Raw genomic sequence first — 15204 nt, forward strand, 5'->3', positions numbered from 1 at the left:
GGCATGCAAAACGCATTACGAAAAATGGGGCAGCATCAAGGGTTGTGGGCGCTGGCAGGTGCAACACCCGGAAAAATCCAACGTCGCCGTGGGTGCGACTGTGGTGGCACTATCATGCAGATACTGCATGCCCGCGTTATGGCAGATATGTCCAGACGACAATTTCTAGGCGGTGCGATTGCTATGGCTGCAGCGTTTTCAGGCATGACCCGAAGCGTAGGGGCTGCGACGGGTAGCGCCACGCCTAAAACGCCACCACGCCCTGTAGTGATTCATAACGCTAGGCTTTTCGATGGTAGCGGTAAAAAACCGCAGCAAGGCTTGAAACTGGTGCTGCGTGGCGCCATGATCGAAGACATCATTCCTGAGTCTGAGCCTGTCAACGATGCTGAGCTTATCGACGCAGGCGGGAAGCTGTTGATGCCTGGTTTGATTGATGTGCATTGGCACACCATGCTGGCAGCCATCAATCAAGTGACTGCCATGACCTCTGATGTAGGGTATTTGTATTTGGTGGCAGCGAAAGAAGCACAAAACACGTTGCTGCGTGGGTTCACAACCATCAGAGATCCGGGCGGCCCAGCTTTTGCATTGAAGCGTGCTATCGATGAAGGCATTATTGATGGCCCACGTATTTACCCATCAGGGGCCATGATTTCGCAAACCTCTGGGCACGGGGACTTCCGTATGCGTAGCGATTTGCCACGAGCAGGAGCGGCTGACTTAGCCTTGGTTGAGCGCGTTGGTGTGGCGATGATTGCTGATGGTGCAGACGAGGTGCTACGCCGAGTGCGCGAACAGTTGATGCTAGGTGCCTCGCAGATCAAAGTGTTGGCAGGTGGCGGTGTGGCGTCTATGTACGATCCTTTAGATAGCACGCAGTACACTGAAGCAGAGCTAAAAGCTGCTGTTGCCGCCGCATCAGACTGGAATACCTATGTGATGGCTCATGTGTATACGCCCACAGGCATACAACGGTGTATACGTGCAGGCGTGAAAAGTATTGAGCATGGCCAGTTGGCTGACGAAGAAAGCGTCAAAATGATGGCTGACACCGATACATGGTGGAGCTTACAGCCATTCTTGCAAGACGAAGATGCTAACTTTTATCCAGATGATATGCGTCGTCAGGCTCAGCATGAAGTCGCTCAAGGTACGGTGCATGCCTACGAAATGGCACAAAAATACAATATCCATACTGGCTGGGGTACAGACGTATTATTTAATGCCAATAACACGCGTACGCAGGGTAAGCAGCTAGCAAAACTCACGCGTTTCTATGATCCGTTAACGGTGCTTAAGCAGGGGACTGGTATGAATGGTGAATACGTTGCCTTGTCGGGAGCACGTAACCCATACCCCCATACCTTAGGTAAGCTGGAAAAAGGAGCGTATGCGGATCTGATTATTGCGGATGGTGATCCTGAAAAAAATCTGGATTTTGTGGCTGATCCAGAGCAAAACTTCCATCTGATTATGAAAAATGGCGTGGTGTATAAAAATCTACTGTAAACCGTAATAGTGTGGATTTACGGCCTTACTACAGTGCTGTGGCACCGCTAGTTAGGACAGCAGAAAAACTTTCAATAGGGTTAATAAGCAGTTTGTAATAGGAGAAATCAGCCGTTTTGTTTCTAAAAAACGGCTAATCCTATTTTTAAAATGCCCTAACGTTTATCTTTGTTAAAAAGGGATGCAAAGCGCCTCGTTTTTGGCCAGAATGGTACTTTAGCCATTTGCTGATAGACCTTTTATTATTCTTAATTTTTATTGTAGTGTTTCATGTTTCTTGTTCTCCCTGATCCACAAGCGGTTGCCGCCTACGTTAGTAACCACTTGATCCAACTAATACAAAGAAAACCTAATGCTGTGTTGGGGCTGGCGACAGGGGGGACGATGGAGCCCGTCTATCAACAGTTCGTGCGACAGGTCACGGCATTGCAACTGGACGTGGCGCAATTACATAGCTTTAACTTGGATGAGTACGTAGGGTTATCTCAGGCGCATCCACAAAGCTATAACTATTACATGCACCAGCATCTGTTCAACTTGCTGCCTTTTACTGAAGCACAATTGCACTTACCGGATGGCTTGGCTAGTGACTGGCAGACAGAGTGTCAGCATTACTCAGCACGCATACAGCAAGAAGGTGGTTTGGATTTGCAGTTGCTGGGCATAGGTAGCAATGGCCACATAGGCTTTAACGAGCCAGGTACGCCTTTTGATAGCCGCACCCATGTAGTAGAACTGCTAGAGCGCACCAGACAGGATAATGGTCGTTTTTTTAGTAGTATGGATGAGGTACCGCATCATGCGCTGACCATGGGCATTCAAGATATTTTCGAAGCGAAGGAAATCTTGTTGGTGGTCACGGGTGAGCACAAAGCACAGACTATGCTGAACTATTTCCAAAGTCCTGCTAGCGAAGATATGCCTGCAACCGTATTAAAGCAGCACAGTAATGTACGCATTGTTATGGATAGCGCGGCCGCCAGTTTGTTGCCAGAAACCGTCTTGCACCAAGCGGCATAACCGCCTTACTAGGCCATCAGCCATAAAAACAGCCCCCACGGCTTTGTGCCTGTGGGGGCTGTTTGCTTAGCGGGTTAAGCAGGGGAGGCACACACTTAGTCGTTAGGTGTGAACTCGTCCCAAATTACTTGCGTCAAACTGTCGTTTGCATCGCCTAGCCACTGAATACGTGTTTCAGTCAGTGCGCCTTGATCACCCATGGTGTCTGTACGTAGTGCACCGGCTTCAAACTGTTCAGATTTAGGGTTGTAAAGCACTAAGTAGCTTTGTGTATTGCAGTCGTGTGGTTTGCAGCCTTGGAATACCAAGTAGTTTTGTTCTTTTTCACCAGCAGTTACCAAACGGGCAGGAGAGGAGGTGCCGTAATTTTTAACCCACTCAGCTTGACCTGTGACAGGCTCGAAAAAATGCACAAAGCGCTCGGCAATCGCGGTGTTTTTATCAGCGATGTCTGCTAAGTATTCGTCTACATACGGCACAGTGGAGTCTGCATGGCTAAGAGGGCTAAACAGCAGGGCCAAGGATAGTGCCGCAGCAGAGTATTTAATTGTCATGAGTGCTCTCCAATGAGAAAGATTACGTTCGTAAAGATCATAACGTAATTTGTGTATAGTCTGATTGCTTACGCGTTTCTGAATATGTCAATTTTATAAAGGTTTTGGTGTTACTTAGTTAGGAAATTGGCCCTCTACATAAAACCATTGATCCTGTTCTTTTATAAATTGGCTTATTTCTTGTAAACGGCAGGCTTTCCCATTTTCTTTATAGCGTGCGGTAAAACTGACTTCAGCATGTGTGTCATCTTGCTGCTGCGCATGATGAATGGTGAGCGCAATCCATTTGGTGAATGCATCATCCAACTCCAGCTCTGAGGGGCGCGTGCTGGGATGCCATGTGGCGAGCAGGTAGTCCGGTAGCTGCAAGACAAACGCGCTATAACGTGAGCGCATTAAGCGTTCAGCATCAGGGGCTTGTAAGTATTCAGGGCCCTGATGCCAACGACCGCAGCACTGCTCATAGTGATTGCCCGTGCCGCAAGGGCAGGGCTGCTTAACAGCGTTGCGCATAGCTTAGATCTTTACTGGGGTATCAGAGTTAGCTTGCAGCAGTGCACGAATTACGGCAATGAACAGCAGTGGGGCTAGGTTTAGACCCAACTGGAAAATATCGAAAGTTGGGAACCACTTCAGCGCGCCTTCATAGCCCAGCGTGAACTGAATGTGAAAGTCATACATGCCGGGGGTGAGGGTAATAGTGGGGGTGAGCCCTAAGCCAATAATGCTGTGGTACGACAGCATAGTAGAAGAAAATACTGGCACGCTGGTCCATGATAACCAGTACAGCAGTTGGCCGCCCTCCGGGTTGCCACGCCAGAATCTCACGCCACCATAGATGGCGACTACGTTTTGAATCAGCATTAGCGAGAACAGAATAATGGCCAGTGCTGAAACCATAAAAATCTGCGCTTGAGAAAGCAGTACATATAAACCAACAATTCCACCAAAGAAATAAATAGCACTTAGCGCTTGGCGCAGTAGTTTGTGTGAGGTGGAGCTAGTGGCAGTAGTCATGGCAAGAAAGAAAATAGAGAATAAGAAACAGTATGGATACAGCCTATTATACAGACGCTCCATGATGGTTACGTGTATTCCCCTAGGTAATCTTTCTTGCCTTTATTGTGCTTACATCATTTGGAAAAATGTGCTTGTAGGTGTTTAACCAATGTCAGGGCTAAGTTTTCATCGTCATCTAAGGCTCTGCCGCTGACCCCTAAAGCGGCAAAGCTCTGGTTAGGTAAGGTGAGGATGACACCCCCTGGTAAGGCGCAGAGAGCACTGTCCATAAACTCACTGCACTGCAGGCTTTCTTGCTGCAAGCGATGTCGGAATTGACGTGTGCTGGCTCCCATGCGGGCTGCTGTATAAGCTTTGGCTATAGCGATGTTAATGGTACGTACAGGAGCACCGTCCATGCGTTCGAAACACAGCAAATCACCTTGTGCATCAACCAGTGCAAAGCAGACCGGGGGAAGGCCGTCTTGCACTGCATGGTGGTGCAGGGCGTTTAGGCTAGCGTGACAGAGTGCTTTCTGAGTAATAACGGTCATAGCAGCACCAACGAAATAGCAGGCACATAGGTCACCAATAGCAGCACTAGAATCATGACCAGTAAGAGCGGGAAGCTGGCTTTGGCGATCTTATCTATACCAATTTTGGCGATACCACTGGCGACGAACAGGTTAACGCCTACAGGGGGCGTAATGAACCCAATGGCTAGGCCTACTACCATGATGACACCAAAGTGGATGGGGTCTACACCCAGCTTAAGCACCAGCGGTAGCAAGACGGGGGTAATAATCACAATGGCAGCTAACGCCTCCATGAACACCCCAATAATCAGCAGCAAAATGCAGATAAGGAACAGAATCAGGTATTTGTTATCGGTGAACGTCAGCACGCCACTGGCCACCGTTTCGGGAATTTGCTCCAGTGTCATGATGTTGCCGAAAATGGTCGCCATCGCCATCAAAATGATAATGATGGAAGAGGTTTGGGTGGCTTCTATGCTGGCATTCCAGAGCTTTTTCCAGCTTAGTTCGCGGTACACGCATTTACCAATGATCAGGCCGTACAGCGCCGCCACAGCCGCCGATTCGGTAGGTGTCATGATGCCGCCGTAGATACCGCCCAAAATAATGACTGGGACTAACAGCGCCCACTTGGCTTGCCAGAGTGAGATCAAAATAGAGCCAAACGAACGGTCCCCTTCTTCACCTTTCCAACCGTTCTTTTTGGAAATAAAGTAGGTGATTGCCATGAGCATGAAGCCCATGAATAAGCCGGGCACAATGCCTGCGATAAACAATTTACCAATAGAGGCTTGAGCCGCCACACCGTACACCACAAAGGGGTTACTAGGCGGAATGATGACACCAATAGCGCCAGCACAAGCAACGACGGCAGCAGCAAAGTAAATGTTGTAGCCTCGGGCCGCCATGGCGGGAATGGTGATAGTACCAATGGCGGCAACGGTGGCTGGGCCTGAACCACTAATGGCCGAGAAGAACATACATGTCATGATGCTGGCTAAGGCTAAGCCACCGGGTAAAGAACCCACTAACTTATCAGCCACAATCAGTAGGCGCTCAGATAACCCGCCCGCCCCCATGAAAATACCGGCAGCAATAAAAAACGGTATAGCCATAATGGGGAAGGAATCGATGGAAACAAAGGCAATTTGCGCGATGTAGTCCAGCGGTAGTGTGTCGGCACCGATGATGGTGACGATACTGGCCAGCCCCAAAGAGAAAGCAATGGGCACGCCTAAAACGATGAACACTACAAAATAGCAAAACAGCAGCAAGGTAGCGTCCACATACTCCCAGATAAAGAGGGGAGACAGTAAAACGACGGGAATCAGCAGACCAGCAACAAAGTCATACCAGCTCAAGTTTTTCCACGACTCATACAAGCATTGCAGCGTACGTAAACTCATCAGCCCAAAGCCTAGGGGGAGAATCAAATACGGTACTAAATAGTTGATTTGCAGAGCAGGAGTGGTTTGCGTAAATTCGCGCTGCATGCCTATGTGTTCAATACCCATTTGCAAAAAAGCGGCGGTCAGCAGCAGGCTCAGCGCATAAATAGCCACCCAGACAATATTTTGTAATCTAGGGGGCAGAGCATTGTGTACAGCATCCATACGAATGCTATTTTTGGACAAAATGGACAGGGATACGGCTAGATAAGAGATCCACACAAAGATGTAGCGAGCAAGTTCCTCGCTCCACGTGGCCCAGCCGATTTTGCTACGTAACCAGGCTTTAACCGCGCTAGGATCGCCCAATAAGGTAATCCATGGATACTGGTCCGGGTGGCTGGCCCAAGTGGTGAGCGTAGACATGGAGTATCTAAACAGTGTTTGGTAGTTGATGATCAAGATCATCAGTAGCAGACCAACAAAAAGTAATGGTTTTTCCAGTTGGTTCAGTATTGCTATAGGGGATCGCTGCGATGTGGCGTGGGCCATGCTGGTGCTCCTCAAACCTAGTGGCGTAGCTACCGTGTGGTGGTAGCTACGCAGGCATAATCTTATTGTTGTGTTTGTTCTACCAGCTCAATTAGCTCGCCTGGTAGTTTGGCCGCAAACTCTTCAAATACAGGACGAGTAAGGGTTTTGAAGGTTTGAATTTCCTCTGGTGTTGCATCATGGATTTGGATGCCAGCTTCTTCGAAGGCTAAGCGAGCTTGACGCTCGTTTTCTGGATACAGCACTTCGCGTTGGTAGGTAACGGCTTCTAATGCCGCATCTTGGATGACCTTTTGAGTCTCGGGGGCCAAGCTATCCCACCATTTTTTATTGGCCATAGCAACTTGCATGCCGTAGTTATGGGCCGAGGTAATGGCATATTTCAGTGCTTCGTGGTGTTTAGCACCGTACAGGTGGGGGAAGGTGTTGCCTTCAGCGTCTATAGTGCCTTGTTGCAGTGAGGTATAGACCTCACCCCAAGCAATAGGGGCAGGGTTGGTGTTTAAGGATTTAGCGACTGCCACTTCCACAGGGGAATCGGTAGTACGCATTTTGAGACCTTCTAGGTCGGCTGCACTGTTCAGTGGTTTATCGCTGGAAACAAAGTGGCGGTAGCCATATTCGGCATACATGATGGGCTGTAGGCCTATGTCATTGGCCGCTTTTTCTAAGTACTGATTCAGTGCACCACCTGGGTTGATCGCGGCATAAAGCTGTTGCTGCTTTTCAGGCGTTGTGATGTAAGGCAGGTCAAATACCTGAAATTGGTTGGAGAAGTTGGCCAAGTTGGGTGTAGAGCTAACCCCCATTTGTAGTGTGCCTTTCTGTGCACCTTCTATCAGTACGCGATCGCTGCCCAGCACAGCGCCGGGAAACAGTTGTACGACGACTTTGCCATCTGATTTTTCTTTCACCAGTTCCGCAAATTTCTCATACGCACCAGTGATGTGGTTGCCGGGAGGCGCAGTGTGCGCCAGTTTGAAACGTACCGCAGGGCCTTCGTAGGCCGCTTGTGCAAAAGAGGCTGCACATAAGCCTATGCCCATTAACCAGAGTTTTGCAGTTGTCTTCCTCATGAAATCTCCTTTATGGTACTTTTTGTTTTGTTTAATGAGATTTGATGGTATGTTTTTTTTCTTAAGACGGCAATGAGCAAAGGGGCAAATCCTCTAAGGATTTACCCCTGATCGTAGAAAAAAGAGAACATTACAGCAGCAGTGTGCTTAGGCTTCGAACAATTAAGCTGATACCGATGAGTATTAAGGTACCAAAGGTGATGCGTCGTACCGTTTCTATGCTGAGTGGGGGCGGGAACCGTTGTGTCAGAATCGTGACCAGTGCGACGCAAGGAATAGCGAGTAGCGTGGTGGTCAGTGTGCCCTCGGGAAAACCGGTAGTAATGAACTCATACAAACTACGGGAAAAAGCGGTACAAGCAAAAATCAGCAGCAACATGTTGCGTGTGACGGCAAGGCTCATGGGCTGTCGGTAAAGATGAAAAATAATCGGTGGGCCTGGAATGCCAAACAAACCACCACAGAGACCGGAAATAAAACCCACGGAGAAAAAAGAACGCAGGCTGGAGATCTCGGTATGCTGGCGGGGGCGTAGGGCAAAGCTGATGCCGCTATAGCCAATGACGCAGCCCAGCAGAAACTCCAAAATGCTAGTCGCTTGCGCGTTTAGAAAGTTCAGCAGCACCACACCCAACACACTGGCAGGAATCACGCCTAACAAGGTGGTATTGGCAAGTCTCCAATCAATGTGGTGCAGGTGGCGCGGTAAGGCCACACCACTGTTCACTAAGCTCACGAGGCTCACTACCGAGGCGATAAACGGCACGCTAGTAAGCCCGACGGCGCTGTTGATACCGATGACGATCATGGCCAGACCAAAACCGGTCACGGTTTGAAAGTACGTACCAACAACAATAATGAGCAGTAAAAGCAGTGTGGTGATCAAGCTCATGACGTGGAATGTGTTTGCAGAGAAGTGATGGCAATCACAGCATAAATATCGTCGCTGCTGCAGCCTCTGGATAGATCATTAGCCGGTTTACGTAAACCTTGAAGCAACGGGCCAATGGCGGTGAGTTGGCCTAAACGTTCGGCCGCTTTATAGGCTATGTTACCAGCCTCAAGTGTAGGAAATATTAAGACGTTAGCCTGACCTTTGACATGTGAATTAGGGAGTTTGCGTGCGGCAATTTCAGGCACTAATGCCGCGTCTAACTGTATGTCTTCATCAATGGCCAAATCAGGACAGCGCTGTTTCACCAGTTGTGCCGCTTTGATCACTTTATCGACAGCAGGGTGGTGAGCACTACCCGCGGTAGAAAACGACAACATGGCGACGCGCGGTTCAGTTTGTAGCAGTCGTCGCGCCGATTCTGCTGCAGCTTGGGCGATGCTGGCTAACTGTTCAGCATTAGGGTCAATGACTAATCCGCAGTCACTAAAGATCATGCCGCCTTTGTAAGGGTGGTGGGGTTGGCACATGAGCATCAAGAAAAAGCTAGATACCAACTCTGCATCGGGGGCTTTGCCTATGAGCTGCAAGGCGCAACGCACAACGTCGGCGGTGCTATATACCGCACCGGCTACAGAGCCATCAGCAAGATTGCAATGCACCAGCATATTGGCAAAGCACAATGGGTCTTGGATTTGTTTGGCAGCATCTTCAGGCTGCATGCCTTTTGGGGCACGCAAGGCCAGTAACGCGGCTTCTACGGTGGCTAAGTGTGATGATGTAGCGGGGTCTTCTATGACTAAATCAGCGAGCGAAATTCCATGCTGTTGGGCGCATGCCTCAATGTTCTGGCGCGCACCAACCAACATAATGCGCGCAATGCCTTTGCTTTGTGCACGTTGTGCCGCCGCCAGAACCCGAGGGTCATCGGCTTCGCATAAGACGATGGTGGCAGGTTGACTACGTGCCGCCTCAATGATGTTGTCCAATAAGCGCACCTTAGTCTCCTTCTTGTTTATCGAGATATTTTGTTCTGTTTAATGAGATTTATAGCAGATTTTTGGTGTTTGAAACAAGTGTCAAGCATTTTTTGATATACAATGGAACGCAAAGAGTCTGAAAAGTGAGTTCTGTAAATGGCTGAAAAACAAGCAGAAGTACGTGAGTCAAAAGTAAAAAACTCTGGCGATACACCCACTATGCGTTTGTTCGGCATATTGGAACTAATTGCTAGCCAAGATCGAATGTTTGCATTGCAGGATGTGGTAGATGCGATTGAGCTACCTAAACCTACGGTGCACCGCATGCTGCAGCAGTTGGAAGGCGCGGGTATGTTGGCTCGCGATACCGATGGCCGTCATTATTGTGTGGGCGGGCGTTTACGCCGTTTAGCCGAAGATTTACTGCTCAATGACACCAAATATGGTGCTAGACGTGCGGTATTACGAAATTTGGGTAATGAGTTGGGTGAAAGCTGTAACCTGACCGCGTTGTCTGGCAGCGAAGTGCTGTACATGGACAGGGTAGAAACCGAAGCGCCGTTGCGCTTTTATTTGCGTCCAGGCTCTCGCGTTCCAGTGCATTGCTCGGCCAGTGGGAAGGTACTGTTGGCACAAATGAGCCCAGCGCAGCGCCGACGTTTGTTGGCGGATACACCGCTGGAAAGCTACACCAAAAACACCATTACCACGCTGGATGACCTAGAAAAAGAGCTGGCCCAAGTAAAAGAAAGTGGTTATGCCTTTGATAACGAAGAGTTCCTGCCAGGGTTGTTTTGTGTGGCGGTGTTAGTGCCTCGTGCCGATGGTGGTAGATCCAACATGGCCGTGGCCACTCAAGCGCCTGTCATGCGTATGACGCCTGACAAAGCGCTATCGTGTTTGCCCGCCTTAAAACGTGCAGCGACGGCGTTGGCTAAGATCGAGAACCAAGGCCAAGGCGAGTAGGGCGCAGGCTGCGCACAAAATCATCCAGAAAATGGTTATCTAAGCCGTGCTCAAAATCCGCAATTAATGAGTGCGTATATAGCCGGCTTAAATCCAACCCTATACCTATACCCCACACCTCTATCCCTTGTTGTGCGGCCGAGTCTAGCACCTGCAAGAGGTGGTTTTCTAGATAGTGTTCGTTGTTCCCTAGGTTAGTGGCGCTGTCCATAGGGCAGCCGTCAGAAAGTACGTACAGTATTTTGCGTTGGCTTTGCAGCGATTGCAGACGTTGGCAGGCCCACTGTACGGCTTCACCGTCTATGCCTTCACGGTAATAATCCAGTTTCATCAGTGCGACGATGTCTCTATTGGCCCGTTTCCATGGTGTTTTAGCGGCCTTGAATACACGGTGGCTAACCTCGTTTAAGCGACCTGGATGAGCGGGGCGTTGCCGTGCCATCCAGCGTTTAAAGGGGCGGCCGCCATTCCAAGCGTGCGTAGAAAACCCCAGTACTTCTGTTTGTGCGCCAGCTTGTTCTAACGCTCGACTTAGAATATCTACCATCAAGGTCACGGTTTCCGCGTGATGCTTCATAGAGCCTGAACAATCCACCAAAAAACTGATACTGCAGGGAGTGTGTGGCGCTACGGTGGGTTGCCTAAACAAACGTCGTTCATTTGGATTGCTGATGATTTGGCTTAATCGTGCACCGTCTATGTAGCCCGACTCTTGATCGTTTTCCCATCTAGGGTCGCTGTATTGCGTAAGCACCCTGCGTAAACGTTGTATCAGCAGATTGATGTGCAAATTCTGATGGCTAATGCGTTGGTTAATTTGTTCACGATAACCGTTCAGTAACTCAGGGCGTATGAGTTCAGATAAATGCTCTTCTTTGTCATACTGGTTATCGAAAACTTGGTATTGCTCTTGCGTCATGGCGGTGCTGCGAGTGGTGTCGTTAAGCACTTCATCATAGGCAGCGGCTTCATCGCCATCAAAATCCAGTAGCAATGAGAAGTTATCCCACTCTTGATCATCCTCGGTGTCTGTACCCGATTCGGACTGTGCTTTTTGCATGGCCTCTACTTCGTGATGTACTAGCGCTGCAACACGTAGAGCATACGTGGCGTAGCTGGCTTGGTCTGTACGATGCTTACGTAGTTCATACAGTAAAGGCCCCAGCACTGGCGTCAAACTGGCGCGCGTACTTTCAATGAAGTCTTCGGTTTCCGGGTATACCGGCAGCGCATTTAAGCGGCTCCAGCACATTTGCGCCAAGGTATACAGCCAAATGCCTAGTTCACTTTCGGTATGACGAGCATGGTAGTAGCCCGCCGACCAGAAATAGAAACGTTGCTGTAAGTTGTGACGCATACCGGGCATGGATTCCGGTGCTAACGATTCAGTGCGTAATGCTTCCAACCAATCAAAAATCAGTCTGGAAACAGCATCTGCCGGCATCAGTTGTTGATGCAACGCATGTTGCGTATGCAGCAAGCGCAAGGCCAAGCTATCGGCCACGCCTCTAAGGTGTTGCAGGCTTTCGCTGTCGTGCACACGTAAGTGTGGGGCCAACGTGACCAACGGGCGGTTCTCTCTAAAGAATAGCTGCTGGCGTATGTGTACGTGGGGGTCGTCAGCCAAGGCGCGGGTCACCATGGCGCTCAGTTCTAGTACACGGCGTTGCTCACGCAAGTCGGGGGTGGGGCTGTTCATGCGCAGGCTCCAAAATCAATTTGCGGCGGTAGGCAGCAATTCCTCATTAAAACAGCGTTGATACAACTCTTTCACCAGATTCTGTTCGCTTTCATCGCATTTGTTGAAGAAAGACACCACAAAGGCACGGCGTTTGTCATGGAATAAAGTGCAGTTCTCGGCCCAGGTAATGACTGTGCGGGGTGACATCAAGGTGGATAAATCGCCAGCGGCAAAAGCTTGTCGGGTGAGGTTGGCTAACGCCACCATTGCTTGAATATCGTGTTTCCCTTGCTCGGTGTTTTTAATGGGTACACGGCCTAGAACAATGGCTTCTTCTTCTGCTGCAGGTAAATAGTTCAAGGTGCTGACGATGTTCCAGCGGTCTAACTGGGCGTGATTCAGCGTATGCGTACCTCTATATAGCCCGGTTTGGTCGCCTAATCCCAAGGTGTTCGTGGTAGCAAAAATGCGGAAATAGGGGTGTGGGTGCAAGACGCGGTTTTGGTCTAGCAGGGTAAATCTGCCGTCTTGTTCCAGAATCTGTTGAATCACAAACATGACGTCAGGTCGGCCAGCATCGTACTCATCCAAAATAAGTGCCATGGGGCGTTGCATGGCCCATGGAATCACGCCTTCCTGAAAACGGGTGACTTGTAGCCCGTCTTGAATGGTGATGGTGTCTTTACCTACTAGATCCAATCTACTGATGTGGCCATCGAGATTCACACGTATGCAAGGCCAGTTCAAGCGGGCAGCGACTTGTTCTATGTGGGTAGATTTACCGGTGCCATGACGGCCTTGAATCAGCACACGCCTGTTGTGAGCAAAGCCTGCCAACAGCGACAGCGTGACCTCGGGGTCAAAGCGGTATGCCTCATCAACGGCTGGAACGTACTCGGTGGTTTCACCAAACGCAGGTACTGCTAAGGGGCTATCTATGCCGAACTTCTCTTTAACCGATACGTTGTGTTCGGGTATTTCTATTTTTTGAGACATGTCTACTCCTTTACTGCTGGGCTTAGGGTTTACATCTATTTATACACAATATATGGTACTAAATATATCGAATATTGAGATTATTATCCATTTTATGATTGACAAGCCTATTTTGTCTCGATAAAGTGTTTAAAAAATCTCGAATAATAAGATTTTTGATGGATGTGGTGTGCCATGCACTGTATTTGTATATAAATGGAGACTAGGTGATGAGCCAGGTAGCAGATAACCGCAAGCCGGTAACCGGATTGACAAAAATGACCCCTTCAGAGGCTTTCGTAGAGACTATGGTGTCCTACGGTGTGAAGGATATGTTTGGGATCATGGGGTCCGCTTTTATGGATGCCATGGATATTTTTGCCCCAGCAGGTATTCGCTTGATTCCTGTGGTGCACGAACAAGGTGCGGCACACATGGCTGACGGTTACGCTCGCGTATCCGGCAAACATGGTGTGGTGATCGGCCAGAACGGTCCTGGTATCAGTAACTGCGTAACAGGTATTGCCGCCGCGTACTGGGCACACAGCCCGGTGGTCATCGTGACGCCTGAAGCGGGTACGAACACAATGGGTCTGGGTGGTTTTCAAGAGTGCAACCAGTTGCCCATGTTCCAAGAGTTCACCAAATACCAAGGGCACGTAACCAACCCTGCCCGTATGGCTGAATACACTAGCCTGTGTTTTGAACGTGCGATGACAGAAATGGGCCCAACCCAGCTGAACATCCCTCGTGATTACTTCTACGGCGAAGTTACCTGCGAAATCCCTACACCACGCAAATTGGATCGTGGCCACGGTGGTGAGCAAGCCCTAGAAGAAGCATTGGAATTGCTGGCTAGCGCTAAATTCCCAGTCATCATTTCTGGTGGCGGCGTAGTGATGAGCGATGCCGTTGAAGAATGTAAAGCCTTGGCTGAACGCCTAGGTGCGCCGGTAGTGAACAGCTACCAACACAATGACTCTTTCCCTGCTAGCCACCCACTGTGGTGCGGTCCTTTGGGTTACCAAGGTTCGCAAGCTGGTATGAAACTGATTTCCCAAGCTGACGTGGTGATTGCACTGGGTACACGTTTGGGGCCGTTCGGTACGTTGCCACAGTACGGCATCGACTACTGGCCTAAAAACGCCAAGATCATCCAGATCGACGCTGACCACAAAATGCTGGGCTTGGTGAAGAAAATTTCCGTTGGTATTTGTGGCGATGCACGTGCTGTCGCTAAAGAACTGTTGGCGCGTATCAGTCAGCGTAAATTGGCGAGCGACGCCAGCAAAGAAGAGCGTGCGAAGAAAATCGCTCAAGAAAAAGCAGCGTGGGAAGCTGAGTTGGATGCGTGGACACACGAAACTGATCCCTACAGCTTGGACATGATTGCTGAAAACGCCAAAGAGAAAACCTTCAACGGCGGCGAGTACCTGCACCCACGACAAGTATTGCGTGAGTTGGAAAAAGCTATGCCTGAGAATGTGATGGTGTCTACCGATATCGGTAACATCAACTCGGTGGCACACAGCTACCTGCGCTTTGAAAAGCCACGCAGTTTCTTTGCGCCAATGAGCTTTGGTAACTGCGGTTACGCATTGCCAACCATTATCGGTGCGAAAACAGCTGCTCCAGATCGTCCAGCGATTGCCTACGCCGGTGACGGTGCGTGGGGTATGAGCATGATGGAAATCATGACAGCAGTACGTCATGAAATCCCCGTTACAGCGGTGGTGTTCCATAACCGTCAGTGGGGCGCTGAGAAGAAAAACCAGGTGGAGTTCTACAACCGTCGCTTTGTAGCCGGCGAGTTGGATAACGCATCGTTCGCAGATATTGCCAAAGCCATGGGTGCGGAGGGTATAGTCGTGGATCGCCTGGAGGATGTAGGTCCTGCGCTGAAACGAGCCATTGACATGCAGATGAACGAAGGCAAAACCTGCGTGCTGGAAATCATGTGTACACGTGAATTGGGTGACCCATTCCGTCGTGATGCCTTGAAGCGCCCTGTACGTCTGCTGGAAAAATACAAAGATTACGTCTAATTTTTCTGCACACTGTAGTACCTGGAGG

At 49.6% G+C, this 15204-nt stretch carries 14 protein-coding genes; 4 read left to right on the forward strand and 10 right to left on the reverse strand.

Features of this window, described 5'->3' with window-relative positions; translation table 11 throughout:
• Window positions 1–24 precede the first annotated feature (24 nt).
• Together ACLPHM_RS01190 and nagB are read left to right on the forward strand one after the other, a co-directional pair.
• Entirely contained in the window at window positions 25–1512 is a 1488-nt protein-coding gene (locus ACLPHM_RS01190) for a metal-dependent hydrolase family protein (protein WP_430220734.1), read from the forward strand.
• A gap of 270 nt (window positions 1513–1782) precedes the next feature.
• Window positions 1783–2532, forward strand: a complete 750-nt coding sequence (nagB, locus tag ACLPHM_RS01195; protein ID WP_430219453.1) for a glucosamine-6-phosphate deaminase — start codon at window positions 1783–1785, stop codon at window positions 2530–2532.
• 95 nt (window positions 2533–2627) lie between these two features.
• Here nagB and ACLPHM_RS01200 read toward each other — a convergent pair whose 3' ends face one another.
• The 8 genes from ACLPHM_RS01200 to pta form a co-directional block, all read right to left on the reverse strand.
• Window positions 2628–3086 (reverse strand): Ivy family c-type lysozyme inhibitor, encoded by a 459-nt coding sequence (locus ACLPHM_RS01200; protein WP_430219454.1) that lies wholly within the window; start codon window positions 3084–3086, stop codon window positions 2628–2630.
• A gap of 114 nt (window positions 3087–3200) precedes the next feature.
• Window positions 3201–3599, reverse strand: a complete 399-nt coding sequence (locus ACLPHM_RS01205; protein ID WP_430219455.1) for a YchJ family protein — start codon at window positions 3597–3599, stop codon at window positions 3201–3203.
• 3 nt (window positions 3600–3602) lie between these two features.
• Window positions 3603–4103 (reverse strand): hypothetical protein, encoded by a 501-nt coding sequence (locus tag ACLPHM_RS01210; protein ID WP_430219456.1) that lies wholly within the window; start codon window positions 4101–4103, stop codon window positions 3603–3605.
• 116 nt (window positions 4104–4219) lie between these two features.
• A complete protein-coding gene (locus tag ACLPHM_RS01215; RefSeq protein WP_430219457.1) occupies window positions 4220–4639 on the reverse strand; it encodes a GlcG/HbpS family heme-binding protein in 420 nt (139 codons plus the stop codon).
• Window positions 4636–6561: a TRAP transporter large permease gene (locus ACLPHM_RS01220; RefSeq protein ID WP_430219458.1), complete on the reverse strand. Its 1926-nt coding sequence runs from the start codon at window positions 6559–6561 to the stop codon at window positions 4636–4638. Before ACLPHM_RS01220 ends, ACLPHM_RS01215 begins: the two co-directional genes overlap by 4 nt.
• 62 nt (window positions 6562–6623) lie before the next feature.
• A complete protein-coding gene (locus ACLPHM_RS01225; protein ID WP_430219459.1) occupies window positions 6624–7637 on the reverse strand; it encodes a TRAP transporter substrate-binding protein in 1014 nt (337 codons plus the stop codon).
• Between the two features lie 130 nt (window positions 7638–7767).
• Window positions 7768–8529 (reverse strand): sulfite exporter TauE/SafE family protein, encoded by a 762-nt coding sequence (locus ACLPHM_RS01230; RefSeq protein ID WP_430219460.1) that lies wholly within the window; start codon window positions 8527–8529, stop codon window positions 7768–7770.
• Window positions 8526–9527, reverse strand: coding sequence for a phosphate acetyltransferase (gene pta / locus ACLPHM_RS01235; RefSeq protein ID WP_430219461.1), 1002 nt, complete (start codon window positions 9525–9527; stop codon window positions 8526–8528). The genes ACLPHM_RS01230 and pta overlap by 4 nt, the downstream gene beginning before the upstream one ends.
• Before the next feature lie 138 nt (window positions 9528–9665).
• On the opposite strand from pta, the gene ACLPHM_RS01240 reads away from it, so the two are divergent.
• Complete coding sequence (locus ACLPHM_RS01240) at window positions 9666–10475, forward strand: IclR family transcriptional regulator (protein ID WP_430219462.1); 810 nt, start codon at window positions 9666–9668, stop codon at window positions 10473–10475.
• Here the strand turns inward: ACLPHM_RS01240 and ACLPHM_RS01245 are convergent.
• On the reverse strand, window positions 10444–12174 hold the full coding sequence (locus ACLPHM_RS01245) for a cobaltochelatase CobT-related protein (RefSeq protein ID WP_430219463.1): 1731 nt from the start codon (window positions 12172–12174) through the stop codon (window positions 10444–10446). The genes ACLPHM_RS01240 and ACLPHM_RS01245 overlap by 32 nt on opposite strands.
• Before the next feature lie 15 nt (window positions 12175–12189).
• Window positions 12190–13152: an AAA family ATPase gene (locus tag ACLPHM_RS01250; RefSeq protein WP_430219464.1), complete on the reverse strand. Its 963-nt coding sequence runs from the start codon at window positions 13150–13152 to the stop codon at window positions 12190–12192.
• A 209-nt stretch (window positions 13153–13361) separates the two neighbouring features.
• Between ACLPHM_RS01250 and xsc the strand changes: the two genes are divergently transcribed.
• Window positions 13362–15176, forward strand: a complete 1815-nt coding sequence (xsc, locus tag ACLPHM_RS01255) for a sulfoacetaldehyde acetyltransferase (RefSeq protein WP_430219465.1) — start codon at window positions 13362–13364, stop codon at window positions 15174–15176.
• Window positions 15177–15204 lie beyond the last annotated feature (28 nt).

Origin of the sequence: Paenalcaligenes sp. Me131 (assembly GCF_050487225.1) — a bacterium.
Taxonomy (GTDB): domain Bacteria; phylum Pseudomonadota; class Gammaproteobacteria; order Burkholderiales; family Burkholderiaceae_B; genus Paenalcaligenes.

Coding starts and splice junctions, on each gene's coding strand:
- ACLPHM_RS01190 (WP_430220734.1), top strand. CDS start 25: ATGGGGCAGCATCAAGGGTTGTGGGCGCTGGCAGGTGCAACACCCGGA.
- nagB (WP_430219453.1), top strand. CDS start 1,783: ATGTTTCTTGTTCTCCCTGATCCACAAGCGGTTGCCGCCTACGTTAGT.
- ACLPHM_RS01200 (WP_430219454.1), bottom strand. CDS start 3,086: ATGACAATTAAATACTCTGCTGCGGCACTATCCTTGGCCCTGCTGTTT.
- ACLPHM_RS01205 (WP_430219455.1), bottom strand. CDS start 3,599: ATGCGCAACGCTGTTAAGCAGCCCTGCCCTTGCGGCACGGGCAATCAC.
- ACLPHM_RS01210 (WP_430219456.1), bottom strand. CDS start 4,103: ATGACTACTGCCACTAGCTCCACCTCACACAAACTACTGCGCCAAGCG.
- ACLPHM_RS01215 (WP_430219457.1), bottom strand. CDS start 4,639: ATGACCGTTATTACTCAGAAAGCACTCTGTCACGCTAGCCTAAACGCC.
- ACLPHM_RS01220 (WP_430219458.1), bottom strand. CDS start 6,561: ATGGCCCACGCCACATCGCAGCGATCCCCTATAGCAATACTGAACCAA.
- ACLPHM_RS01225 (WP_430219459.1), bottom strand. CDS start 7,637: ATGAGGAAGACAACTGCAAAACTCTGGTTAATGGGCATAGGCTTATGT.
- ACLPHM_RS01230 (WP_430219460.1), bottom strand. CDS start 8,529: ATGAGCTTGATCACCACACTGCTTTTACTGCTCATTATTGTTGTTGGT.
- ACLPHM_RS01240 (WP_430219462.1), top strand. CDS start 9,666: ATGGCTGAAAAACAAGCAGAAGTACGTGAGTCAAAAGTAAAAAACTCT.
- ACLPHM_RS01245 (WP_430219463.1), bottom strand. CDS start 12,174: ATGAACAGCCCCACCCCCGACTTGCGTGAGCAACGCCGTGTACTAGAA.
- ACLPHM_RS01250 (WP_430219464.1), bottom strand. CDS start 13,152: ATGTCTCAAAAAATAGAAATACCCGAACACAACGTATCGGTTAAAGAG.
- xsc (WP_430219465.1), top strand. CDS start 13,362: ATGAGCCAGGTAGCAGATAACCGCAAGCCGGTAACCGGATTGACAAAA.